29 protein-coding genes and 2 pseudogenes are annotated in these 22,153 nt (G+C 73.8%); 18 read left to right on the top strand and 13 right to left on the bottom strand.

The window, feature by feature from the left end:
- Nucleotides 1-421 (bottom strand): DoxX family protein (locus ACZ58X_RS35065; RefSeq protein WP_470337617.1); only part of this gene is annotated, 421 nt, incomplete at its 3' end.
- Nucleotides 422-553: 132 nt separating this feature from the next.
- Here ACZ58X_RS35065 and sigJ point away from each other — a divergent pair.
- The 4 genes from sigJ to ACZ58X_RS35085 all read left to right on the top strand — a co-directional run bounded on the left by sigJ (nt 554) and on the right by ACZ58X_RS35085 (nt 3,452).
- Nucleotides 554-1,501 (top strand): RNA polymerase sigma factor SigJ, encoded by a 948-nt coding sequence (gene sigJ / locus ACZ58X_RS35070; protein WP_470337618.1) that lies wholly within the window; start codon nt 554-556, stop codon nt 1,499-1,501.
- A 492-nt stretch (nt 1,502-1,993) separates the two neighbouring features.
- Complete coding sequence (locus ACZ58X_RS35075) at nt 1,994-2,518, top strand: hypothetical protein (protein ID WP_470337619.1); 525 nt, start codon at nt 1,994-1,996, stop codon at nt 2,516-2,518.
- Nucleotides 2,515-3,003 (top strand): MarR family winged helix-turn-helix transcriptional regulator, encoded by a 489-nt coding sequence (locus tag ACZ58X_RS35080; RefSeq protein WP_470337620.1) that lies wholly within the window; start codon nt 2,515-2,517, stop codon nt 3,001-3,003. The genes ACZ58X_RS35075 and ACZ58X_RS35080 overlap by 4 nt, the downstream gene beginning before the upstream one ends.
- Nucleotides 3,000-3,452 carry a MarR family transcriptional regulator gene (locus tag ACZ58X_RS35085; RefSeq protein ID WP_470337621.1) on the top strand — a complete coding sequence of 151 codons (453 nt, stop codon included), beginning with the start codon at nt 3,000-3,002 and terminating at the stop codon, nt 3,450-3,452. The genes ACZ58X_RS35080 and ACZ58X_RS35085 overlap by 4 nt, the downstream gene beginning before the upstream one ends.
- A gap of 45 nt (nt 3,453-3,497) precedes the next feature.
- Here the strand turns inward: ACZ58X_RS35085 and ACZ58X_RS35090 are convergent, their stop codons facing one another.
- From ACZ58X_RS35090 to ACZ58X_RS35100, 3 genes are all read right to left on the bottom strand, one after another.
- Entirely contained in the window at nt 3,498-4,298 is an 801-nt protein-coding gene (locus ACZ58X_RS35090) for a DUF6193 family natural product biosynthesis protein (RefSeq protein WP_470337622.1), read from the bottom strand.
- Nucleotides 4,299-4,327: 29 nt separating this feature from the next.
- Complete coding sequence (locus ACZ58X_RS35095; RefSeq protein ID WP_470337623.1) at nt 4,328-5,113, bottom strand: DUF6193 family natural product biosynthesis protein; 786 nt, start codon at nt 5,111-5,113, stop codon at nt 4,328-4,330.
- 176 nt (nt 5,114-5,289) lie between these two features.
- The gene (locus ACZ58X_RS35100; protein ID WP_470337624.1) at nt 5,290-6,330 is read right to left on the bottom strand and encodes a hypothetical protein; all 1,041 of its coding nucleotides are present in this window, start codon (nt 6,328-6,330) and stop codon (nt 5,290-5,292) included.
- Between the two features lie 163 nt (nt 6,331-6,493).
- Here ACZ58X_RS35100 and ACZ58X_RS35105 point away from each other — a divergent pair, with 163 nt between their 5' ends.
- Together ACZ58X_RS35105 and ACZ58X_RS35110 are read left to right on the top strand one after the other, a co-directional pair.
- Nucleotides 6,494-6,916: a hypothetical protein gene (locus tag ACZ58X_RS35105; protein WP_470337625.1), complete on the top strand. Its 423-nt coding sequence runs from the start codon at nt 6,494-6,496 to the stop codon at nt 6,914-6,916.
- A gap of 134 nt (nt 6,917-7,050) precedes the next feature.
- Entirely contained in the window at nt 7,051-7,746 is a 696-nt protein-coding gene (locus ACZ58X_RS35110) for a helix-turn-helix domain-containing protein (protein ID WP_470337626.1), read from the top strand.
- On the opposite strand, the gene ACZ58X_RS35115 is transcribed toward ACZ58X_RS35110, so the two are convergent.
- Both ACZ58X_RS35115 and ACZ58X_RS35120 read right to left on the bottom strand, forming a co-directional pair.
- Nucleotides 7,731-8,012 carry a hypothetical protein gene (locus ACZ58X_RS35115; protein WP_470337627.1) on the bottom strand — a complete coding sequence of 94 codons (282 nt, stop codon included), beginning with the start codon at nt 8,010-8,012 and terminating at the stop codon, nt 7,731-7,733. The genes ACZ58X_RS35110 and ACZ58X_RS35115 overlap by 16 nt on opposite strands.
- A gap of 110 nt (nt 8,013-8,122) precedes the next feature.
- The gene (locus tag ACZ58X_RS35120; RefSeq protein ID WP_470337628.1) at nt 8,123-9,148 is read right to left on the bottom strand and encodes a S66 peptidase family protein; all 1,026 of its coding nucleotides are present in this window, start codon (nt 9,146-9,148) and stop codon (nt 8,123-8,125) included.
- Between the two features lie 121 nt (nt 9,149-9,269).
- On the opposite strand from ACZ58X_RS35120, the pseudogene ACZ58X_RS35125 reads away from it, so the two are divergent.
- Nucleotides 9,270-9,626 (top strand): annotated as a pseudogene (locus ACZ58X_RS35125) (transposase family protein); the annotation flags it as partial.
- A gap of 47 nt (nt 9,627-9,673) precedes the next feature.
- On the opposite strand, the gene ACZ58X_RS35130 reads toward ACZ58X_RS35125, so the two are convergent.
- Nucleotides 9,674-10,000: a hypothetical protein gene (locus tag ACZ58X_RS35130; RefSeq protein ID WP_470337629.1), complete on the bottom strand. Its 327-nt coding sequence runs from the start codon at nt 9,998-10,000 to the stop codon at nt 9,674-9,676.
- Nucleotides 10,001-10,095: 95 nt separating this feature from the next.
- Between ACZ58X_RS35130 and ACZ58X_RS35135 the strand changes: the two are divergent.
- The 5 genes and pseudogenes from ACZ58X_RS35135 to ACZ58X_RS35155 form a co-directional block, all read left to right on the top strand.
- A pseudogene (locus ACZ58X_RS35135) lies at nt 10,096-10,377 on the top strand (methyltransferase domain-containing protein); the annotation flags it as partial.
- A 261-nt stretch (nt 10,378-10,638) separates the two neighbouring features.
- Nucleotides 10,639-11,580 carry a glycoside hydrolase domain-containing protein gene (locus ACZ58X_RS35140; RefSeq protein WP_470337630.1) on the top strand — a complete coding sequence of 314 codons (942 nt, stop codon included), beginning with the start codon at nt 10,639-10,641 and terminating at the stop codon, nt 11,578-11,580.
- A gap of 138 nt (nt 11,581-11,718) precedes the next feature.
- The gene (locus tag ACZ58X_RS35145) at nt 11,719-12,234 is read left to right on the top strand and encodes a hypothetical protein (protein WP_470337631.1); all 516 of its coding nucleotides are present in this window, start codon (nt 11,719-11,721) and stop codon (nt 12,232-12,234) included.
- A 23-nt stretch (nt 12,235-12,257) separates the two neighbouring features.
- Entirely contained in the window at nt 12,258-12,698 is a 441-nt protein-coding gene (locus ACZ58X_RS35150; RefSeq protein WP_470337632.1) for a VOC family protein, read from the top strand.
- Nucleotides 12,699-12,889: 191 nt separating this feature from the next.
- Complete coding sequence (locus ACZ58X_RS35155; RefSeq protein ID WP_470337633.1) at nt 12,890-13,909, top strand: SDR family NAD(P)-dependent oxidoreductase; 1,020 nt, start codon at nt 12,890-12,892, stop codon at nt 13,907-13,909.
- Here the strand turns inward: ACZ58X_RS35155 and ACZ58X_RS35160 are convergent.
- Entirely contained in the window at nt 13,897-14,646 is a 750-nt protein-coding gene (locus tag ACZ58X_RS35160; RefSeq protein ID WP_470337634.1) for a dienelactone hydrolase family protein, read from the bottom strand. The two genes, ACZ58X_RS35155 and ACZ58X_RS35160, sit on opposite strands and share 13 nt — an antisense overlap.
- 392 nt (nt 14,647-15,038) lie before the next feature.
- Between ACZ58X_RS35160 and ACZ58X_RS35165 the strand changes: the two genes are divergently transcribed.
- The gene (locus ACZ58X_RS35165; RefSeq protein ID WP_470337635.1) at nt 15,039-15,980 is read left to right on the top strand and encodes a CAP domain-containing protein; all 942 of its coding nucleotides are present in this window, start codon (nt 15,039-15,041) and stop codon (nt 15,978-15,980) included.
- 267 nt (nt 15,981-16,247) lie between these two features.
- The gene (locus ACZ58X_RS35170; protein ID WP_470337636.1) at nt 16,248-17,171 is read left to right on the top strand and encodes a phosphotransferase family protein; all 924 of its coding nucleotides are present in this window, start codon (nt 16,248-16,250) and stop codon (nt 17,169-17,171) included.
- 38 nt (nt 17,172-17,209) lie between these two features.
- On the opposite strand, the gene gcvH is transcribed toward ACZ58X_RS35170, so the two are convergent.
- The 4 genes from gcvH to ACZ58X_RS35190 all read right to left on the bottom strand — a co-directional run bounded on the left by gcvH (nt 17,210) and on the right by ACZ58X_RS35190 (nt 18,721).
- On the bottom strand, nt 17,210-17,590 hold the full coding sequence (gene gcvH / locus ACZ58X_RS35175) for a glycine cleavage system protein GcvH (protein WP_470337637.1): 381 nt from the start codon (nt 17,588-17,590) through the stop codon (nt 17,210-17,212).
- Nucleotides 17,591-17,742: 152 nt separating this feature from the next.
- The gene (locus ACZ58X_RS35180; protein WP_470337638.1) at nt 17,743-18,210 is read right to left on the bottom strand and encodes an NUDIX domain-containing protein; all 468 of its coding nucleotides are present in this window, start codon (nt 18,208-18,210) and stop codon (nt 17,743-17,745) included.
- A 74-nt stretch (nt 18,211-18,284) separates the two neighbouring features.
- Nucleotides 18,285-18,524 carry a hypothetical protein gene (locus tag ACZ58X_RS35185; RefSeq protein ID WP_470337201.1) on the bottom strand — a complete coding sequence of 80 codons (240 nt, stop codon included), beginning with the start codon at nt 18,522-18,524 and terminating at the stop codon, nt 18,285-18,287.
- On the bottom strand, nt 18,524-18,721 hold the full coding sequence (locus tag ACZ58X_RS35190) for a hypothetical protein (protein WP_470337639.1): 198 nt from the start codon (nt 18,719-18,721) through the stop codon (nt 18,524-18,526). Before ACZ58X_RS35190 ends, ACZ58X_RS35185 begins: the two co-directional genes overlap by 1 nt.
- Before the next feature lie 121 nt (nt 18,722-18,842).
- Here ACZ58X_RS35190 and ACZ58X_RS35195 point away from each other — a divergent pair, with 121 nt between their 5' ends.
- From ACZ58X_RS35195 to ACZ58X_RS35205, 3 genes are read left to right on the top strand one after another with little or no spacing between them, the layout of a single operon-like run.
- Nucleotides 18,843-19,682 (top strand): helix-turn-helix domain-containing protein, encoded by an 840-nt coding sequence (locus tag ACZ58X_RS35195; protein ID WP_470337640.1) that lies wholly within the window; start codon nt 18,843-18,845, stop codon nt 19,680-19,682.
- The gene (locus tag ACZ58X_RS35200) at nt 19,667-19,876 is read left to right on the top strand and encodes a DUF397 domain-containing protein (protein WP_470337641.1); all 210 of its coding nucleotides are present in this window, start codon (nt 19,667-19,669) and stop codon (nt 19,874-19,876) included. Before ACZ58X_RS35195 ends, ACZ58X_RS35200 begins: the two co-directional genes overlap by 16 nt.
- Nucleotides 19,877-19,898: 22 nt before the next feature.
- Nucleotides 19,899-20,102 carry a DUF397 domain-containing protein gene (locus ACZ58X_RS35205; protein ID WP_470337642.1) on the top strand — a complete coding sequence of 68 codons (204 nt, stop codon included), beginning with the start codon at nt 19,899-19,901 and terminating at the stop codon, nt 20,100-20,102.
- A gap of 100 nt (nt 20,103-20,202) precedes the next feature.
- Here ACZ58X_RS35205 and ACZ58X_RS35210 read toward each other — a convergent pair whose 3' ends face one another.
- On the bottom strand, nt 20,203-20,688 hold the full coding sequence (locus ACZ58X_RS35210) for an indole-3-glycerol phosphate synthase (protein WP_470337643.1): 486 nt from the start codon (nt 20,686-20,688) through the stop codon (nt 20,203-20,205).
- A 232-nt stretch (nt 20,689-20,920) separates the two neighbouring features.
- On the opposite strand from ACZ58X_RS35210, the gene ACZ58X_RS35215 reads away from it, so the two are divergent.
- Entirely contained in the window at nt 20,921-21,892 is a 972-nt protein-coding gene (locus ACZ58X_RS35215) for a zinc-binding dehydrogenase (protein ID WP_470337644.1), read from the top strand.
- The last annotated feature ends 261 nt before the right edge of the window (nt 21,893-22,153 follow it).

Here is a 22,153-nt window from a genome sequence, read left to right on the forward strand (position 1 = left end):
TTTTTTGTTTTTTGTGGGGTGGGGCGTTCTCTTCTCTCCCCCCCCCCCCCCCCCCCCCCCCCCCCCCCCCCCCCACGAAGGCGGCCAGCAGCAGGTAGAGCGCGTCCACCGCCACCAGCGGGTACTCGCGGCGGCGCAGGCGCACCGCCGCCGCGCCGGCCATCAGCAGCACCAGGCCGAGCGCGGCCAGCGGCACCAGCACCGGCGCGACATGCAGCAGCGCGGGCAGCACCAGGCCGAAGGCGGCCAGGACTTCGAGGGCGCCGATCGCCCGCACCCCCGCCGCGCTGAAATCCTCGACCCAGCGGCCGCTGCGCCCGGCGGCGGCGATCCGTTCCTTGGGCACCAGCACCTTGAAGGCGCCGCCGAGCAGGTAGGCGGCGGCCAGCAGGGCGGTGACGGTCCACAGGGCAGGGTTCATGGTGTTCGTTCTCCTCGGTACGTTGTCCGCTGCTGCCCTCTGGGACAGGGCGGCCGGGCGGCCCGTGACAGCCGCCCGCGGTGACGCGCGCCACCCCGGGCCGGGGCGGCGCCGGGGACGGGACGGGTGGCCATGGCGGCAGCGGCGGGCGCGAGGGGAGCGACGGAGGCGGCGGGGTACCGGCCGCTGCTGTTCTCCATCGCCTACGGCATGACGGGTTCGGTGGGCGACGCCGAGGACCTCGTCCAGGACACCTTCCTCAACCTGACCCGCGCCCAGCGGGCGGGCACCACCGTCACCAACCTCAAGGCGTACCTGACCACATCGGTCACCCGCCTGGGCATCAACCACCTCGGCTCGGCGCGGGTGCGGCGCGAGTCCTACGTCGGCGAGTGGCTGCCCGAGCCGGTCGTCGCCTTCGCCGAGCGCCCCGGCGACGCCCCGGCCGAGCACGCCGAGCTGGCCGACTCGCTGTCGATGGCCCTGCTGCTGATGCTGGAGGCCCTCTCCCCCGTGGAGCGGGCGGTGTTCCTGCTGCGCGAGGCCTTCGGCTACGGCTACCCGGAAGTCGCGGAGCTGACCGGCAAGTCGGAGGCGAACTGCCGTCAGATCCTGGCCCGGGCCCGCAAGCGCCTGGCCACCGGCGGCGCGCAGGCCCCGGCGCCCACGGCCCGGCGGGCGGAGGGCGACGAACTGGCGCGCCGCTTCTTCGCGGTGGCCGCCGGCGGGGACCTGACCCAGCTGCTGGACCTGCTCGCCCCCGACGTGGTCTTCCACGGGGACGGCGGCGGCAAGGCCCAGGCGGTCGGCCGCTCGGTCACCGGCCGGGCGCGCGTCGCCCACCTGCTCGCCTTCGGCTTCGGCCGCGGCCGCGAACTCGGCATCACCCTGCACCCGGCGATCGTCAACGGCCGCCCGGGCGCGGTCTCCTACGACCCGCAGGGGCGCGTCGCCTCCGTCCTGGAGCTGCACATCGTCGACGGCGCGATCCGGGCGCTGCACTCCGTGTCCAACCCCGACAAGCTCGGCCACCTGGGCGAGGTGTCCGACATCGGGCTGCGGCGGGTGCGGGAACGGTAGGCCTGCGGATCCCGTTCGGGTGAACCACCCCGCCCCGGCGTGGCGGCGGGGCCGGGCGGGGGTAGCCCGTCTCCGGGAGTCGCGAAGGCCCGTACCGGTGCGGGCCTTCGCGGCTGCCACCCCGGCCGCCCGGCCGCCCTCCGACCCGGACACCGGAGGGCGGCCGGGGGCGCTGGTCGCCTACACGCCCCGTCTCGATCAGCCGCACGCCGCACGCCGCGCACCGCGCGTCGAACGGGAAGCACACGAGCATCCGTCATCCGGGCACCGCCGCCCGCGTCATAGGCCGGCCGCCGCAACGCCCTGCGCCACCTGGCCCTCGGGGCCGGTGCGGCGCTGGTCGCCGCCTGCTCCGGCAACACGAACGGCGACGGGGCCGGGAGCAGGGCGAGCGGCGACGGCGCCGCCCAGGGCCCCACCTCGGTCGCGGACGCCGCGAAGCCCACCATCGCCGACCGCGCCTTCGACGCCTTCGTGCGCGGCACTTGGAAGGTGAACTCCCGCAGCTCCCAGGGCAAGCCGACGGCCGGCACGGTCGAGGTGCGCACGGACGGCGGCGGCAACGGCGGCTGGACGATCACCTGGGACGGCCTCGGCGGCAAGGCCGCCCGCTGGAGGGGCAGCTTCCTGCTTCGCGGCGGCCACCTGTCGCCGACCGTCGCCGAGGGCCCCGACACGCTGGTGCGCGAGCGCGCCCCGCAGGCCCTGCACGTGCCCGCCACCGTGGGCGGGAGAGTGCGGCTGCAGGACGGCGGCAACCGGGTCGGGGAGCCCGGCGAGGAGCGCGATCAGCTGCTCCCCTGCTTCCCGGCTCCCCTGCTCCCCGGCGTCGAGGCCGTAGCGGCTCCCGTCGTGGACGGCCTCCGGCGCGGCGGGGAGCTCAGTGGCCGTCAACTGCCAGATCCGGCAGGCGCGTTCGGCGGTCGAGCCGAGGGCGAGGGGTGTCCGGCTCCCCTTGTGCCCGGCCGGGAAAACAGTAGCCATGGACATAGTAGCCATGTACGGTATCCGTCATGAGCGAGGCAGTCGAGAGCGCCACCGCCGGATTCCTGGTCTGGCGCCTGTCCATGAAGTGGCGGGTCGCCGTCGACCGGGCGGTCGCGCCACTGGGCCTGACCCACGCCCAGTACGCGCTACTGGGCTCGCTGTACGGCCTGGCGCGCACCGGGCAGCGCCCCAGTCAGCGCCAACTCGCCGACCACACCGGCCTGGAGGCCCTCTACGTCTCCAAGCTCGCCCGCGCCCTGGAGGCCGCCGGACTCGTCGAGCGCACCCGGGACCCGAAGGACCCGCGCGCGATGCAGCTCTCGCTCACCGAGCAGGGCCGCGAGGTCACCGGCCGCGCGGTCACCGTCATCCAGGGCCTGCTGGAGCAGCTGCTGGAACCGCTCGGCGGCCAACGCAGCCCGCGCGCCCGGGAGTTCACCCGCGAGCTGACGGCCCTGCTCGACGTACCGCTGGCCCCGCACACCGACGACGACGAGGAGCAGCACCAGTCATGACCACCACCGCAACCGCCCCCGTGCTCAACCCCCGCTCCATCGCCCTGGCCCACTACGCCGCCCGCGCCCTGGTGGAGGGCGTCCTGGCCCGCCACGGCGCCACCTTCGAACAGAACGTGACACTGCGCGCCGTCACCGCCGCGGGCGGGTCGGTCGGGGCCGGCGAGCTCGTCGCCGAGGTCACCGGCTCGCTCAAGGCCCCGGAGGCGGCGGTGCGCGCCGTCGTCGGCGAGCTGACGGCGGCCGCCCTCCTGGCCGAGCGCCCGGACGGGAGGCTCGAACTCACCGAGGCCGGGCGTGAGTTGTACGAGCGCGCCGGCGCCGAGACGGCCCGGATCTCGGCCCGCCTGTACGCGGGCATCCCGGACGCGGACCTGGCCGCCGCCGGCCGGGCGCTGGCCGTGATCACCGAGCGTGCGAACGCCGAACTGGCCCGCCAGGCCGGGTGAGCAGCGGGCACGCGCCCCCGGCCAGCGGCGGGTCAGGGGGTGAGGTCAGGGGGTGAGGTCAGGGGGCAGCTGGTCCAGGATCACCGCGACGGCGGCCTCCGCGCCCTCCACCACCCGCACGCTGCGGTCGGCGAACATCAGCTCGTAGCGGCCCCCGCCCAGCGACCTGGTGCGCGGGAAGTCCCGGACGACGGGGTCCGCGGCCCGGCGGCTGAGGGTGAACCAGCACATCGACTTCCCCGGCGACAGGGCCCGTAGCTGCGGCTGGGCGTGGGCGGCCCGGATCAGGTCCAGGAGCTCGGAGTCCCGGTGGGGCAGGGGGCCGCGCTGCATCATCCGCCACCGCGCGGCGACGGCCTCGGCCTCGCCGCGCTCGTGGGCCTCGGCGAGGTCCCAGGTCTCCAGGAAGGGCCACCGGGCGGTGAGTTCACGCACCCCGCTCCCCCGCACCCAGGCATGGAACACCGCGGCGACGTCGGCCGGCTCCAGGGCCCGGCCCTTGGCCATGTGGATGCTGCCGAGCCAGCAGTCGACCAGGAAGACCCGCTCCTCGCCGCGCGTGATGATGACGGTCGCCGAACGCCCGTCGGCCTCGGCCTCGGCTTTCGCGGCCACGTGGCGCCAGCCCGGCGAGGAGGTCAGTTCGACGGCCAGCTCCAGGCCCGCCCGGTCGGCCGCCGCCTGGAGCGCGGCGCGCACCGAGCCGGCCGCCACCACCTCGGGGTAGAGCGCCGCGTACGCGCGCAGCGGGTCCGTGTCAGTGTCAGTGTCGGTGTCCGTGCCGGAGTCCGTGTCGGAGTCCGTGTCGGTGCGGATGTCGGCGTTCTCGGAAGGAAGTTCGGGCATGCGGCCGAGTGTGCCACGGTCCTGCCCGGTCACCGCAGGTCACCGGGCAGGCCCTCCAGGATCGCCGCGACGGCCGCCGCCGCGCCCTCCACCGTCCGCGCCCGCCCGTCGGCGTGCGTCACCTCGTAGCGGCCGCGGCCCAGCGGCCTGGTCTGCGGCAGGTCCTGGCTGATCGGCGGGGTGGCGCGGCGGCTGAGGGTGAACCAGTACATGGCCCGCCCGGGCGAGAGCACCCGCAACCGGGGCTCGGCATGGGCGGCCACGGCGAGCCTGCGCCATTCGCCGGCCCTCCCCCGCGCGGGGCCCCGCAGCCGGCCCTGCCAGCGCCGGGCGACGATCTCCCGTTCGCCGCGCTGGTCGGCCTCGGCGAGGTCGTGGGTGCGCAGGAAAGGCCACCGGGCGGTGAGTTCGTCCACCCCGGCGCCCCCGACCCAGGCGCGCAGCACGTCGGCGGCCTCGGCCGGGTCCCGGGTGCTGCCCGTGGCCGCGCAGGCCTGGTAGCCCCAGCAGTCCACCGCGAGCACCCGGCCCCCGTCGCCCTCGCCCGCGCCCGCGCCCTCGTTCTCGTTCTCGTTCTCGTTCTCGTTCTCGTTCTCGTTCTCGCGCAGCAGCGTGGCGTACGCGGTCCGCCCCTCGGCGTGCGCCCTCGCGCCCAGCAGGCCCAGGCCCGGCGCCTCGGCCGGTTCGACGGCGAGGACGTGTCCCGCCCGCTCGGCCGCCGCCCGCAGGGCCTCGCACACCGACCCGGCTTCCGCCGCCGAGGGGTGGAGCGCCGCCAATTCGCGCAGGGGATCCGGGGGTTGCTGTTCGGACATGCGGTCGATTGTGCCAGAACGGCCCGCCCGTACGGCCCGCCCGGCGTACGGGCCGACGCGCGACAGCCCTCCCCCCGGCACGCGACCTGTCACCGAGGTCGCCCCCTCCGCGTGGGGCTGTCGCGCTCCGGCTGTCCTGTCGCATCGCAGCCGGTCGTACCTGGCCCGTTGAAGTCCTACTGGATGCTCCAGCGGTGCGGGTGGGCGGGGTCGTCGGGGCAGGCGAAGACGTTGAGCTCGCCCCAGCGGCCCACGGTGACCTCGGTCGGGCTGCTGGAGGAGTGCGGGTCCTGCTCCTCCTCCAGCGGCCTCCAGCTGCCGGTGCCGCCGTCCCACTCGGAGCTGTCGACGCTCAGCAGCAGGTGCATCGGGGTCGCGCAGGCCGGGCAGTCCATCGGGGCCGGGTCGGTGAGGTGCCAGGAGGCGAAGCCGCCGGCCCGCCAGCCCGGCGGGATGGACAGGTCGTACTGGTAGCCCACCGGCTCCTCGCCGTCCCCGTCCCCGTCCGCGTCCGCCGCTTGCTCGGCCTCCTGCTCCCGCGCCTCCTCCCAGGCGTGGATCCGCTCGCCCAGGTCCTGCGGGAGGAGGCCGGCGAACGGGTAGGTGGCCACCTGCTCCGGGTGCAGCGCGCACGGCTCCGGCAGGTACCCCTCGTAGCCGACGACCTCGGGCCGCGGCGGGTCGGTCAGCACGTCGGTGACCTCCCAGGAGCGGCGCCAGCGCAGGTCCAGCAGCATGCCGGTGCGGCCGGGGCCGTGGGCGTCGAAGGGGCACCAGAACACCTGGAGCAGGTCGCAGCCGTCCGGGCCGGCCGGCAGGTCGGGGATCTGCGCCCGGTAGAGCTGGGCGAGGCCGATCAGCGGCAGCGGGTCGGCCGCGGTGGCCCCTTCGACGCGGTGGCGCCGTTCGAGTTCCTTGAGCCGCCGGCGCTCCTCGTCGGTGGGGCCGGTGGCCGGGTCCCGGCGCCAGGCGGCGGCCAGGATGCGGCGCCGCTCGTGGATGTCGGCCGGACGGTGGCCGCGCCCGTGGTCGTGGGGGTCGGTGCACACCGGCCAGGGTTCGTCGCAGGGCCACAGCAGCGGGCCGCCCACGGAGCCGACCGTCGCGTCGGGGCGCCCCGGGCGCGGGTGGAGGCGGGTGGTGGTGCCCCGGTGGGCCGTCAGCTCCGGGAAGAGCGCCTCGACATCGAGCGGGCGCGGCGGTGTGGTCCTGGACATGCGGGTGACCCTAGGCGCCCGCCGACCGCTGTTGATCACCGCCCCTCGTGGATCACCGCCCCCTCGTGGATCACCGGCACCGCGTGGATCACCGGCCCCTGGCGGCTCGCCGGCCGCGCGAATCCGGGTGCGCCCCGGCCCGGGCGCGTGCCATCCTCGGGCCGTGCCCTCCCGTAACCGCCGCCTGCCGAGCGGACTGTCGTGGCCGCTCACCGCCACGGACGTGCGCGGCGCGCTCGGCGCCGAGCGGGCGGACGCCGTCCGCCTGGACTTCGGCAGCCGCCCCCGCGGGGACGGGACCCTGCTGCACGTGGAGTGGATCCCGCCGGTGCGCTCCAACTACGGCGTGGGCGGCTTCCACCCCGCCTGGTGGTCGACCGTACGGGTCGGCGTCTCCCCGCTGCCCGCCGCCGAACGCTCCACCGCCCGCCTCGCGTTGCGGCACGGCGCCCTGCCCGAACTCGCCGCCTGGATCGACGCCACCCGCACCGCGCCCGAGACCTGGACCTTCTCCCGGCACAGCCGCTCCTGGCGCCTGGCGGGCACCGCCACCGCCTTCCGCGACGACCTGCGGCCCTGGCACTGACCGCACACGGTGCCGGCAGGAGAGCGCCGGCAGGAGAGTGCCGCGCGGACCCGGCGGCCCTCGAACCCACGCGCCCCGACGAGCGGCCGGGGGCTCCGGGCGACTGAGCTGTCGAGCGGTGGGAGAGTGTGGCCGTGGAGACTACCGACCGCCCACTGACGGCGAACGTGATCGCGGCCCTGACGTACTGGCCCGGCGTCATCTGGGGTGGACAGAAGCATCCTCCGGACCCGGTGGACGTGACCGTCCTACCGCCGTTCTTCAACGGGCTGCTGCGGGACCTTCCGTGGTGGAACCGCGACTGGAGGGTCGACCGCGTCGAGCCGGGGACTCCCGTGGAGACCGGGGACCACCGCCGCGATCCCGCCGTGAGGTTCGCCGAGGTGTCGGTCCCGGGAACGGTCGTCTCCGGCGACGGCGAGAGCCTGCCGTTCGTCGCGAAGGTCGGGTTCAGGGGCGACCGGCTGGTCCGCTTCCAGGCCAAGGTCGGTGACGTGGTGATCGGCCCGGCCGTCTCCCCTGCCGGCCGGCCGGAGCCGCATCCGTTCGGACGGGTGCTCACCGGGCTGATGGAACTGCGCGGGATTCCGGTCAGGGACGTGGCCAGGGGCGCCGGACTGTCGATCCCCACCGTCCGGATGCTCCGCCGCGGGGACAACCCGGACCTGCCGCTGGTCCGCCTGATCGCCGGGGCCCTGGACATGTCCGAGGCGGACCTCAGGGTCATCGCCGGGCTCGACGACGGCGGTACCCGGCAGCCGACGGTGAGGCCGTTCGAGGGACGGGCGGCCGGGGCCACGGAAGCGGAACCGGGTCACTCGACGAAGTAGCTCGTCCCGAAGGCCGTGGCGGACTGCCCGGGTTCCACCTCCAGCGTCACCGGGCCCCGGCAGTTCGCGGCGGCGTGCACCAGGACCGTGGAGTTCGTGACGTTCTCCACGCGCACCGGAGAGGTGGCCGGGTAGCAGCCGCGCTGCGGGTTCTCGTGGGGCACGCCGTTCACCACCAGGAGCCCGGTGGCGGCCTGGGCGGGGACGGCCAGGGCGAGCATCCCGGCGGAGGCCAGCAGGACGAGGGCGAAGAACCGGCGGCGCATGGAGCGATCCTCTCGTTTCGGGCGCACCGCCACGAAGCGGTGCTTCCACGGAGGATCCTCCCGGCGCCGAGGCGGATACGGCAATCGCCCGAACCGACGACGGAACACGGCTAGTTGAGCGCCACCCGGCGCGGTGGCCGCGCACCCACCGCCGGTTCGAGCAGCGCCAACGTGCGCCGCCGCGCGTCGAGGCCGGCGCGGATGCCCACCGGCAGCGGCAGGTTCGGGCCGGCGTGGCCGAAGTCGACGTTGCCCAGGACCGGGATGTCACGCTCGCCCAGGACGTCGAGGACGATCTCGCGCAGGGTGGGGGACGCGCCGGGCTCCAGTCCGCCGATCTCGCGCGGAACGCCCACGACCATGCCGCCGATCCGGTCGAGGATGCCGCTGTGCCGCAGCACATGGAGGTAGCTCCACACGTAGGAGGCCAGGCCGCCCATCTCCTCCCAGAACAGCACCGCGCCGTCGAAGCGTTCGAGCGGCAGCGCGAACGGCGTCGCCTGCGCCAGCACGATGCGGTTGATCACCCCGCCGATCAGCGGCCCCTCGGCACGGCCGGGACGCCAGCACTCCCACGAATCCCTCGCGGGCAGCGCGCCGATCGCCCCGGTGCCGGTCAGCAACCTGGCGTAGAGCTCCTCGAGTTGCGCCTGTCGCGCCGCGGACGCGCACGGCCAGTGCCCGCCGAAGCCGGGGACGGCCATGTCGGCGTGGAAGCCGACCAGGCCCGTGCGCGCGTGGAGCACCAGGTGCAGCAGCGAGATGTCGCTGTAGCCGAGGATCGGCTTGGGGTCGGCACGGACCGCCTCGACGTCGATCAGGTCGAGGTAGCCCAGCACCGTCTGCCCGCCGTCACTGGCGACGATCGCGCGCACCTCGGGGTCGCGCAGCAGCGTGTTGAGCTCCGCGGCGATCTGCGCCGGCGTGGCCGCGCTCCACCAGTGGCGGCGCCCCGCCGCGAGCAGCGGGGCCCGGCGCACGCGCAATCCCATCCGCTCCAGCACCGCCACCGTCCGCTCGACGTTGGGCTCGTGGGCGGGCGACAGCGGGCCGGACAGCGCGGCGATGACGACGAGGTCCCCGGGCGCCAGGGCGCGCGGGCGCAGCAGTGGGGGCGGGGGCGTGGGGGCGGTCATGGCGCCAGTGTCGCCGCTGCGACGGGCGGGGTCACCCGGGTTTCCGCCGCCGACGCGCGGGCCAGGCACGCCCCTAAGGGCTGTCCCATAACTGCTGGCTCGGTTCCGCGTTGGTCACAGCATGGGTGGGGTGATCTCGGCGAGCGATCCGATCTGGATCGAGCCGTTCTCGGGGTTGAGCGAGTTGCAGTTCCGCAAGCTGGTCACGCTGGTCCGCCGTCGTGGCGGTGACATGCAGCGCGGCCGGCCGTGGCGGCTCTGCTTGGAGGACCGGGTGCTGCTGGTAGCCGCATACTGGCGGACCAACCTGACGTTGCGGCAGGTCGCCCCGCTCTTCGGGATCTCGAAGTCAGCCATGGACCGGGTGCTGGACCACCTCGCACCGTTACTGGCGATCTCGCCCGCACGGCGGCCGAGGCAGGACACCGTACTGATCGTGGACGGCACCCTGGTGCCCACCCGGGACAGGACGATCGCGGCCTAACAACCTCGCCATAACCGGCTGAGGCACATCCGGCGCGCTGGTCAGTCAGCCGGAGGAGCCTCATCCAGCACAGCCCGCAGCCGCCTGATCTCGTTCACCAGGCGCGGCACATCCTGGCGCGCGCCAGCGATGAACTCGATGTCCGCGTCGGTCTGGGCGTCCACCCCGACCACCTCGCGGCCACCGGTGGCGCGAGTCAGGTAGATCTCGTCGTCTTTCTCCGCGTCAGCGCGGAGCTGAATGAAACTCGTGCCGCCGATTCCATGCCGGCTCTCCATACAGCCGACCCACGGCCCCGGAGTGGCGGCGGCAACGCGCCGCTCGATCGCGGACAGGTCTTCCTCAGACAGCACCTCATTGGACTCCATGATCGAAAGCGTCCCCCGGGCGCTCACTGTGTGTCCAGGCCCACGACGGCACACAGTCCAAAATCTCAATACGGGACAGCCTTTAGGGTGGTCGGCTGGCTGACGAGTGCTTCACGCATCCGCGGCTCGCCGCGCTCTACGACGCGCTGGACCCCGACCGCGGCGACCTGGACGCCTATCTGGCGATGGTGGCGGAGTTCGGCGCGCGCCGGGTGCTGGACCTCGGGTGCGGCACCGGGGTGTTCGCGCTGCTGCTGGCCGGGCGCGGGGGCGACGTGGTCGCCGTGCACGCCTACGGCCACGCCGACCCGGCCGAGGCCCTGTGCCGAGGCGCCGTGCCGAGGCCCTGTGCCGAGGCGCTGCAGCGCATGGGCGGCGGTCGCGCTCGGTAGCGGGCGGTGGCCGGCGGCCCCTTCGGCGCAGTGCCGCACCCGTGCGCTCGGTGCTTCAATGGAAGGGACGACCCGACGATCCCACCGCCGGACGGCCGGACGGGCCGGCCGGCCCGCGGGCTCCGCGCCGTCGGTGGCCGGGTGGGCGAGCGGGACGACGGGGCGGCCGCCGCAGTGCCGTCCGGCAGGGCCCCGTTCCCGCGTACCCGCCGTGTCCCCCACGGGATTTCGAGAACGGGGACCCTCATGCACCTCGGATTCGACCGCCTGGACTATCCCGGCGACGCGCTCATGCAGTCCATGTTCAATGCGACACCGATGGCCTTCACCGGGATGTACCTCGCCCCGTCGCCCAGCCAGCCCAACACCAGCTGGATGTCGACGGTGGCCACGCTGCGCGGCATGGGCTGGGGCCTGGCACCCCTGTACGTCGGGCAGCAGGCGGCCGACGGCCCGGGCTCGCACGTCCTGACCGCCGCCCAGGGAACGGCCGACGCCTTCGACGCGAGGGCACTCGCGCAGAGCGCCGGGCTGGAGCCCGGTTCCGTCGTCTACCTCGACATCGAGGCCGGCGGGACCCTGTCGACGGCCCATCTGGCCTATGTCACCGCCTGGGTCGCCCAGATGCAGCTGCCGGCCTTCCGGGCGGGTGTCTACTGCTCGTTCTTCCAGACCGCGCAGCAGGTGGTGACGGCGGTGGGGAGCATCCCGGTCTGGGCCTTCCGCGTCGTCGACGGCGGGCCGTCCCAGATCGACCTCTCGGCCGAGACCGCGCCCGACCCGGCCGGTTCCGGCTTCGGGGCGGCGCTGGCCTGGCAGTACCGGCAGAGCATGAACGGGGCGATCACCCTGAACTGGACGGACTCGGGGGCGCCCAGGCAGCTGGTGACGGTGGACATGGACAGCGCGGTCTGCCTGGACCCCTCCAACCCCGTCCTGCCGTCACCGGTGGTGGACTCGGTGAGCCCGGATCCGGCGTCGGCGGGTCAGACCGTGACCTTGACCGGCAGCGGCTTCGACGGCGCCGACGACGTCTCCTTCGCCGGTACCAGCGCGGCGGGCATCGCGGTCACCTCCGACACCGGGATCGACGCCCAGGTGCCGTTCGGGGTCTCCGGCCAGGTGGACGTGGTGGTGAGCAACCGCTGGGGGAACCAGAGCCCGCCGGCCGCCCTCACCGTGGCGTAGGCGGCAGCGCGGCGCGGGACGTCGGCCGGGCCGACGTCCCGCGCTTGCGCGTGCCCGGGAGTCGGGCGGGGTGGTTCGTTTCCTGGCCGTGCGTCCGGTCGTTGAGCGCTGCACCACGTCTCGACGGAGAGTCACCCGATGCCCGTTCGCTCCCGGCGCGCGGCGGCCGCCGCCGCCCTCGCCGCCGCACTGTTCCTGTCGCTGTCGCCGTTCCCGGCCGCCGCCGCCCGCGCGGCGCAGCAGCCGGTGACGTACAGCCTGCGCAACGCCCGTGCCGGCACCTGTCTGCACCACGTCGCCGGCACCGCCCAGGTGCGGTTGGAGCCGTGCGAGGCGGCGGCGGCCGGGCAGCGGTGGGAGTTGCGGGCGGTCGGTGCGGCGGTGAACGTGGCGGCGTTCGACCCGGAGAAGGGCACCTGGGGGTGCGTGGCCATCGGCGACAACTGGAGCATCCGCTACGGCCAGTGCCGGGCGACGGAGTCGGCGTGGAGCGTGGCGGACGGCGGCCGGTCCCGGGTCCGTTCGGCATCGGACCTCAACGACAACGACCTGTACCTGACGCAGACGCGGGAGGGCGGCCTGGGTGCCCGGCCCGGTGGCGCCGGCCCGGCCGCGGACTGGACGGTGACGGCCGATATTCCGGGAAGCGCGTGAGTGTGCCCTGCTACGGTGCCCGGATGTCAGTGATCAAGCGGTCAGCGATCAAGCAGTTCCAGGTGACCTTCGACTGTGCGGAGCCCGGGCGGGTCGCCCGGTTCTGGTGCGAGGTGCTGGGCTACGTCATGACGGCGCCGAAGGGGTTCGCCTCGTGGGAGGAGTACGAGGCCTCCCGGGCGCCGGAGGAGCGGGATTCCTGGTCCGCGTGCACCGATCCGTCCGGGGTGGGCCCGCGGCTGTACTTCCAGCGCGTTCCGGAGGGCAAGGCCGTCAAGAACCGGGTGCACCTGGACGTGCGGGTGGGCACCGGGCTGGTGGGTGAGGAGCGGCTGGCCGTGCTCAAGGCCGAGGCGGCACGGCTGGAGGCGCTGGGCGCCCAGCAGGTGCAGGTGCTGTACGACGGCCATGACTCGTGCATCCCGATGCTGGACGTCGAGGGCAACGAGTTCTGCGTCGACTGAGCCCCGGCGCGGCCGCCCGGGCACGGCGGGGAGGGTCGGCCGAGAGCGGGGAGGGTCGGCCGACGGCGGCGACGGTCGGCCGACAGCGGGGACAGCGGTCTGCCGGTGGGGTGTGAGCGGCCTGCGGGAACCTCGGGGACGGGGCGTGATCGACGCGCCCCCGGTCCGCCGCACACCCCAGGGAGCACCCGATGCCCAACTCCGTACCCCAGAGCCCGCCGTGGGACGTCCGCCGGCTGCCCCGCGCCGAGGGGAGGACCGTTCTGGTCACCGGCGGCAACGCGGGCATCGGGTACTTCGTCGCCGAGCAGCTGGCCGGCACCGGCGCCACCGTCGTCCTGGGCAGCCGTGACCGGGGCAGGGCCCTGGCGGCGGTGGCCGCCATCGGCGCGCGCGTGCCCGGCGCCCGGCTGCTGCACCTGCCGCTGGACCTGGCCGACCCGGCCTCCGTCGAGGCGGCCCCCGGCGCGTTCGGCGCGCTCGACCTGGAGCGCCCGGGGCGTCTGGACGCGGTCGTCCTGAACGCGGGCATCGCCCTCGACGACCCGCCGCGCCGCAGCACGGCGGGCGGCCACGAGCTGATGTTCGCCACCAACCACCTGGGCCACTTCGCGCTCACCGCCCACCTGGCCCCGCTGCTGTCGGCCGCCCCGGGCGCCCGGATCGTCACCACCGGCAGCTTCGCCGCCAAGTCGGAGCGCCTGGACTTCGCCGACCTGCAGAGCGCCCGCGACTACAAGCCCAAGCGCGCCTACGCCCGCTCGAAGCTGGCCCAGATGCTGTTCGCCGTCGAGCTCGGCCGCCGGCTGCGCGCCGCGGGCAGTACGGCGTTGAGCGTCCTGGTCCACCCGGGCGGGGCGCTCGACGCCCTCACCCCCGCGCGCCCGCCGCTGCACGCCCGTACCACCGGCGCGCACCTGGCCCACCTGCCGCTGGGCCTGGTGGTCCAGGGCAAGGACGCCGCCGCCTGGCCGGCGGTGCGGGCCGTGCTGGACCCGGGGGTGCACGGCGGCCCGGTGCTGTGGAGCCCGCGGGTGTTCGGGCTGCGCGGCGAGCCGCGGCCCGAACCCCTGTGGGAGCAGCTGGCCGACCCGGGGGCGGCGGCCTGGTTGTGGGAGGCCAGCCGCGAACTGACGGGCTGCGAGCCGGTGTTCGCCGCGGGCCCGCGCCGTGTGGGCGGGGGCCCGGCGGCGCGGCCCTACCGCAGGTGACGGTCGTAGAAGCGGCTGCTGTCCTCCAGTTCGAAGGCGGGGGTGCCGGTGTGCCCGCCGAGGTTGGCGTGCAGGGTCTTCTCGGTGGCGGCGAAGGCGTCGAACAGGTCGAGGGCGCGCCGGCGGGGGTTGCCCTCGTCGTCCCACTGGAGCAGGAACAGCAGCGGGACGGTGACCTGCCGGGCCTGTTCGCGCTGGGCGCGGGGGACGTAGCCGCCGGCGAACAGGCCCGCGGCGGCGATGCGCGGGTCGGTGGCGGTCAGGCGGATGCCCAGGGCCGCCCACCCCGAGTAGCCGACCGGGCCGGTGGCGATCTCGGGCAGGGTGAGGAGGGCGTCCAGGGTGGTCCGCCACTCGGGGACGGCGGCTTCGACGAGGGGGCCGACGAGGGCTTCGAAGATCTCGTCGGTCGGCTCGCCGGCGCGCATCGCCCGGCGCAGTTCGGCGCGGGCCTGCTCGGCGGCCTGGGTGCGGGGCCGGTCGCCGCAGCCGGGGGCGTCGATGGTGGCCGCCGCGTAGCCCTGGGCGGCGGTGTAGCGGGCCCGGGCGACGAGGCGGGGCTCGCGCCGGGGCAGGCCGTTGTTGTGGGCCATCAGGATCAGCGGGGCGGGCGCGGCGGTGGGCGGCGTCCACAGGGTGCCGGGGGTGTCGCCGAGGAGGAACTCACGCTCCAGGACGCCGTCGGCGAGGTGCTGTTCGGCGGTGAAGACGAGGGAGGCGGAGGGGGTGAAGTGCACGGTCGTGCCTTTCGGGAGAGCTGCTGAACGGCGCTCCCGGGCGACGACCTATCGCCCGACCGTGACCCCGGAGGAGAGCACCCATGTCGTCGTGTTCACGGGTACCACCTCCTCGTTCTCTCGCACGGCCTGGCCGAAAGGTAGCAGCGGCCGCCGCGCCGTGCCAAACGGTTTTGCCCCGATGCGCCGGCGGGCGGGCCGGTGGCGGGCGGGCCGGTGGCCGGTGGCGGGCGGGCCGGTGGCCGATGGCGGGCGGGCGGCGGTGACGGGGCGGGCGGCGGGCTGGGGGCGGCGGTGACGGGCCGTTGATCGGTTGTCTACCCGGCGCTGTTGTCCTGTCCTACGCCCCGCCTGCCCGCCGGCACGCGGTCCACCGAGCGTAGGAGATCCCCGTGTCCCACCCGTCGTCCACTCGCACCCGCCGTCCGGGCACGGGCGCCCGCCGCCGCACCCGGCTGGCGGCCCTGGCGTTCGCCGTCTCCGCGCTGTCCGCGAGCGGTGCCACGCTGCTGGCCGCGCCGGCGAACGCCGCGACCGCGGGCGTGGTCGAGCAGATGGTCACGATCCAGGACCACCAGAACCACCACTCGCTGGCCAGCTCCGACGGCGAGGGCTCGCGGATCGTCGCCCGCGGCTACCAGGACGCCTCCACCTCGTTCTGGATATCCAACAAGCCCGGTGACCGGGTCGACTTCGCCCGCAACGTCAACGGCACCGAGCGGGTGCTGGAGATGGACACCCGGGACAACCGCACCACCCAGTTCGTCCACTGGTGGGCGGGCGCCAACCAGCAGTGGACCCTGGAGACCGCCGCCGAGGGCGGCACCTACCTGCGCAACGCCCAGAGCAGCGGCTGCCTGACGTACCACGGCCTCGACCGGGAGGTCACCGTCGAGGGCTGCGACGGCAGCGCGTCCCAGCGCTTCGACCTGGTCCCCTCCGGCGGCACCGGCCCCGGTCCGGGCCCCGGCCCGGTCACCTCCGACCAGCAGCGCTTCCTGGACCGGCTGAACGCCCTGCGCGCCCAGTACGGCAAGGCGCCGGTGCGGTTCAACGCGACGCTCTCCCAGGCCGCCCAGTGCAACGCCGACCAGATGGACCAGCGCCGGGTCTCCGGCCACTTCTGCGACTCGGGCCGCATCGCGGCGGGCCTGGGCTACACCGGGCGGGGCTTCGGCGAGATCGCCTTCTACGGGCCGACCACCATCGACGCGGCCGTCGACGGCTGGATCAACTCCCCCGACCACCTGCGGATCATGGTCGGCGACTACAACGAGGTCGGCCTGGCGCGTACGGGCGCGGCCTCCTGGAACGCCGATTTCAGCACTCGCTGACACCGGCACCCCGTGGACGCCGGCCGGTGCCGGCGTCCACGGGAGAGTCCGGTGCGCCCGATGGAGCGCCGCCTCGCAGTACGGAGCGGTGTGGAGGGTGCCAACGCCGTCACCGTGGATGAGGCGCTGTTCAACCGCTACCTGGCCGACTTCGAGGAACCGAAGGGAGAGGGTGAGCAGGTCGTCAGCCCCCATCCGATCTGCCCCAGCCTTCGCCCGGGGCAGAAACCCGGTGAACCCAGGCGGTCACAGCACTAGCATGCGCGGGTGAACCTCTCCCCCCTCGGCGTGCCGCTCGGGCCGATGATCCGTGTCCACGGCGGGTTCGCCAACCGGATGTACCGGCTCGACACCGACCAGGGGTCCTTCGCGGTCAAGGAGTTGAACGTCGCCGACCGGCGCCGGCCCTACCGGGTCGAGGAGGTGTTCGGGTTCGAGCGGGCGGCGTTCGCCGCCGGTGTCCCGATGCCGGAGCCGGTCGCGGCCGACGCGCACACGCTCGTGCACCGCTGGGTCGAGGGCGAGAAGGTCCCGGAGGAGCCGGTGCCGCAGGCGTTCGCGTTCGAGATCGGCGGGATCCTCGCGCGCCTGCACGCCCTCGACGTCCCGTGGACCCCTGAGCCGGTCGAGGAGGCCACACCCCGGGACTGGCCCGCCCTCGCCGCGCGGGCGGCGGCGACCGGACAGCCGTGGGCCGACGAACTCGCCTCCCGCGTCGGGACGTTCCTGGCGATCGCCGACTTCCTCGACACCTGCGAACGGCCCGGCCCCCTCGTGCTGACCCACCGGGACGTCCAGCCGTGGAACCTGCTCGCCCGCCGGGGCCGCCCGGTGCTGCTCGACTGGGAGCTGTCCGGGCTGCTCGACCTGTCCGGCGAACTCGGCTCGACCGCGCTGGGCATCGCGAAGGGCCCCGGCCTCGACGACATCAGACCCGCCGTCTTCCGTGCCGTCCTCGACGGCTACGTCGCGGGCGGCGCAGCACTGCCGCCGTTCGGTCCGAGCTGGTTCGCGTACATGATCGGCGGCTGGCTGGGGCACACCCGGTGGAACGTCCTGCGCTGCCTCGCCGGTGTCGAGCCGGGCACCGGCCCCGACCTCGCGCTGTCGCACGAGTCCGTACGCGACGGCCTGCGCGGCCTGCCCGACCTCTTCGGCCGGCTCGCGCAGTTGGAGGCGCTGCTCGCGTGACGGCGACCCGCACGCGAGAGCGCTTCCAACAGGCCCTCCTACTGCTTGATGAGGGCCTCGTACTGGGCGGCCGTGAGGAGGGTGTCCAGCTCGGCGGGCTTGCTCAGGTCGAGCTCGATGAACCAGGTGGCGTGCGCGTCGGCGTTGACCTCCTCGGGCTCGTCGCCCAAGGTCCCGTTGACGGCCGCGACCTTCCCGGAGACCGGGGCGTAGAGCTCGCTGACCGACTTCACCGACTCCAGGGAGCCGAACGGCCGTCCGGCCTCGAACGTGTCGCCCACGTTCGGGAGTTCGACGAAGACGATGTCGCCGAGCTGGCGCTGGGCGTAGTCGGTGATGCCCACCTGGGCCCTGCCGTCGCCGGTGCGCCGCACCCACTCGTGCGTGTCGGTGTACTTGAGGTCTTTCGGGTAAGCCATGGCGTTCTCCGTGAGACGGCGTTTCGCTGACGATGCGTCAGCCAGGGAGGAGCCTGCTACAGAACCTCGCCGTCCGGCGCGACCCTCACCCGACCGGGTGAGCGGTCGGGCCGCGCCGGGGATGAGCCCGGGGAACGCCTCTGCTGCTCGTCTCAGTCGGGGCGCTGGCCGTGGAGGAGGAGCGGGAGGGCGCGGCCGGTGAGGGCTTCGGTGGTGCGGGCGGCCTGGGAGGGGGCCATGTAGTTGGGGAGTTCGTGGACGGGGACGAAGCGGGCGCCGAGCAGGCGGCTGCGCTTCTGGGACGGGACGGTGATGGGGTGGTCGTCGCGCAGGGTGCCGCCGTCGAAGACGAGGTTGAAGCGCTCCAGGTAGCGGTCGGAGGGGGTGTAGTCCAACGCCACGGCGTGGGTGAGCCTGAGGATGATGCCGGTCTGGGCGTGGAGGTGGCGGGCGGCGGCGCGGTGCGGGGGCTCGTTGGCCTTGCCGGGGCCGCCGGGCAGGATCATGCCGTCGAGGTAGTCCGGGTCGACGAGCAGGACGTCGCCGCGCTGGTTGCGCACCAGGACGAGGCAGCCGAGGCGGCAGATGGGGGGCTTGGCGAGCAGGCGGGGGTCGTGCACGGGGAGTTCACTTCCTGAGAGCGCAGAACAACAGGAGGGCGAAGCAGGCCCACCACAGCAGGCGGGCGAGGAGTTCAGTCGTCATACGTGAGGCGCTCGTAGCGCAGGCCCTTGCGGAGCAGGTCCACGATCCGCAGGAGGTCGAGGGGGCGGGCGGTGAGGTGCAGCAGGTACTCGCAGGTGGAGCGGCCGGTGTCCCAGTCCACTTCCAGGGTCGGCAACTTGACCCGGCCCAGGGCGAGGACGGTGGTGAGGTCGTCCAGGACGGCGGCGGCCTGCCGGCGCTGCTCGGCGGTGACGCGGGAGAGGGTCACTACTCCCCCGGCCGCTTGTGCACCTCGAACAGGCGCCAGGCCGAGAAGGCCTCGGTGAAGGAGGAGAAGCCGCTGCGCTCACCATTGGGCTTGCACAGCCACGCCCCGGTGCACTCGTTGCGCACCCGGTAGCACCGGGCCTCGGTGTCCCACCGGACACCGTAACCGTGGAGGCGGGGGGCTTGGTCTTGGGTCATAGCAAGGGAACTCTCTGCGATGGGAGTTTCACGTTCTGTTGCACATGGTGGCCCAGCGTCGCTTAGCATCGGAAGTGGCATGCGACTTGCCTACGGGCGCCTTGGAAGTTGAGGAACTGCCATGAACAAGAAGAAGATTGACCCGGAGTCCAGCCCCTGGGCCCCCTTCGGGATCCAACTCCGCAACTTCCGCGAGGCCAGGAAGATGGTGCTGGAGGATCTGGCCCCGCTCCTGGAGTGCTCCCCGTCGCACCTCTCCTACATCGAACTTGCGCACCGGCCGCCGAGTCGCAGGCTCGCGGAACTGGCGGACATCGCGCTCGACACCGGCGGCACGATGCTGCTGATGTGGTATCAGCTGAAAAATGCGGCGATCCTGGAGGGCTTCCCGGAGTGCGCCCGCTATGAGGGTCTTGCCGAAACGATCAGGATCTTCGAGAACGACTTCATCACCGGGCTCCTACAGACCCGGGCGTATATGACCGCCCTCCAGAGGGCCTCTGTCATGCAAGGCTTTTCGAGCGAGAAACTGGCCGAGGAGCGCATCGCCTTCCGCCTTGCCCGGCAGCAAGTTCTGGACCGGACCCCGCCTCCCCTCATCCACGCGGTGTTGGACGAGAGCTGTTTCAGGAAAGTCGTCGGCGGCCGCGACGTCATGATCGAACAGCTGCTTCATCTTGAGAAGTTGGCCGAACGTCCGCACGTAGTCATCCAGGTAGCGCCGTTCTCCCTGGGCGAGCACCGGCCCCTCACCCACATGCTGCACCTCCTTACCATGCCAAACCGTAAACTTCTCGCTTACGGCGAAGTTGAGGTTCGCGGCTACATCGACCGTGACACCAAGTCAATTGCCGCTTTGACGAAGCAGTACGATCGGTTGGCGGTCGAGGCCCTCGGCCAAGCCGAATCGCTGGCTTTCATCAGAGCGGTAAGGAGAGACCTGGAGTGGATGTCGACCTGACCGACGCCTCCTGGCGCAAGAGTTCGTACAGCAGCGCGAACGGCGGTGCGTGCATCGAGGTCGCCGACGGGTTCACCGGCGTCATGCCCGTCCGCGACTCCAAGGACCCCTCCGGCCCCGCCCTGGTCTTCCCCGCCACCGCCTGGCAGTCCTTCATCACCACCGTCCGCACCGGCGAGTTCGACGCCCAGTAGGCCCGATCACGAGGAACCCGCGATGGACACCACGCGCATCACCACCTGGCGAAAGAGCTCCCATAGTGGGGGCGGCGGTGCGTGCATCGAGGTCGCCGACGGGTTCACCGGCGTCATGCCCGTCCGCGACTCCAAGGACCCCTCCGGCCCCGCCCTCGTCTTCCCCGCCGCCGCCTGGCAGTCCTTCATCACCGCCGTCCGCACCGGCGAGTTCGACGCCCGCTGACCGCAGCACCGCCCCGGTGGAGGCACAGGAAGTCGGCCCCTCCGACTTCCCGCTCCCCCACCGTCCGCGGTCTCACCTGGGGGATCCGCGACCGGAAGGGTCACTTGCCGCCCGTCGGCTCCTCATCGGCGTGCGCGTAGAGCTTGAGCACCGGGACGTCCACCTTGTGCCGGGCCCGGCTCGACCAGTCGCGGTGGAAGAACTCCTCCACCAGGTGCGGGGCGGTCAGGACGATCACCTCGTCCGCATGCGTCTGGTCGACCACCGACCGCAGCACGTCCAGGGGATGACCTTCGACGAGCCGGCCGACCGCCTCGCAGCCCGCCGCCCGCAAGGACCTGAGCGAGTGCTCCAGCGCGAGCGCGGCAGGTCGCCGCGCGGCTTCGCCCTCGGGCTCGTCACCCTCGTGGACCGCCTCCTCCAGCTCTCCGAGTGCGACATCGTCGATCGACCGCAGGAGCCGGTCCTCCGCTCCTCGCGGCTGCATGAGGACGACGAACGACGTGGAGTCGTCGTGCAGGCCGGTGACGAAGTCGACATCCGTCGCCGACAGCGGCTGCTCGACCATCAGAACGCTCGTGGACACCGTGGGTTCTCCCCTCGTGCGCACCCCCGGTGGGCGCGACGACGAGCAACGCTATCGGGACAGTGCGCGCCCGGCCCGAACCGGCGTGCCGGGCGCACCGATCGTGCGGCCGTGGCCGTGGCCGTGGCACCTCCTGACCCGTCAACCGCAGGGCGGTTGACCTCAAGTCCGCTTGAGGTTGAAGAATCCGGGGCGTCGAAGTCGCCGTCGTCCGAACAGGAGAGTGATCAGCATGCGGACCGTGCAGGCAGTGCGTTTCGGGGGTCCGGAGGTTCTGGTTCCGAGCGAGGCACCGGAGCCCGTCCCCGGGCCGGGGCAGGTGCTGGTCGACGTCGCCGTCGTGGGCATCACGTTCGTCGAGACGCAGATCCGCCGTGGCGTCGACCAGTGGCACCCCAGGCCCGAACTGCCCTACGTGCCGGGCGGCATGGTGGCCGGGCGGGTGATCGCCGTCGGGGACGGCGTGGATCCGGGCTGGACCGGCCGGTCCGTGCTGGCCGACGCCGGATCGACGGGTGCCTTCGCCGAGCGGGTGGCGGCCGACGCGCAGAGTCTGATCCCGGTTCCCGACGGGCTGGGCCTGCGCGAGGCGGCGGCCCTGCACTCCGACGGCAGCACCGCGACGGGCCTGGTCGAGGGGGCCCGGATCGCCCCCGGGCAGTGGGTGCTGGTCGAGGCGGCGGCCGGCGGGCTCGGCAGCCTGCTGGTGCAGTTGGCGCGGTCCGCCGGGGCCAGGGTCATCGGGATCGCCCGCGGGGAGCGCAAGCTCGACCTGGTCCGCGGCCTGGGCGCCGAGGCCGCCATCGACTACTCCGCCCCGGACTGGACCGAGCAGGTCCTGCGGGTGACCGGCGGCGCGGGCGTCGACGTCGTCTTCGACGGCGTGGGCGGGGAGATCGGCCGCGCCGCCTTCGAGGTGACGGCCCGCCACGGCCGGTTCTCCGTGCACGGCGCCTCCAGCGGCCGACTCACGGCGATCGAGCCCGAGGAGGCGCAGCGGCGCGGGGTGGAGGTGATCGGGGTGGAGCAGTTGTTCGGGTTCCGGGCGCGGATGCGTCCGTGGGCGGAGCAGGTGATGGCGCAGGCGGTCGCGGGCCGGGTGCGGCCGGTCATCGGGCAGACGTTCCCGTTGGAGCGGGCCGCCGACGCGCACGCGGTGATCGAGGGTCGCAGTGCTCTGGGCAAGACGCTGCTCCTGGTCTGATCGCGGCCCGAATTCGACTTCCACTGACCGTAGTTGAGGGAGCTGCCGCCCGCTCCGGGGCGGCGGGGCCGCGTGTCGCCGGTGCGGGACGGGCTCCGGGCCCCGGGGTCGACGGCCGGGGTGCGGCGCGCCGGTGCCAGGTGGTGGGGCGAGGGTGTCCTGGCAGGTCGGCGCGGCCGGTGGCTCACGGGGGCGCGTGCCAGGGGTCGGTGGTGCGCGGGGCCTCCGCCTCCGAGCGGTCCGTCCCGGTCGCTTTCGGCC

The organism is Kitasatospora sp. NPDC040550 (genome assembly GCF_055594965.1).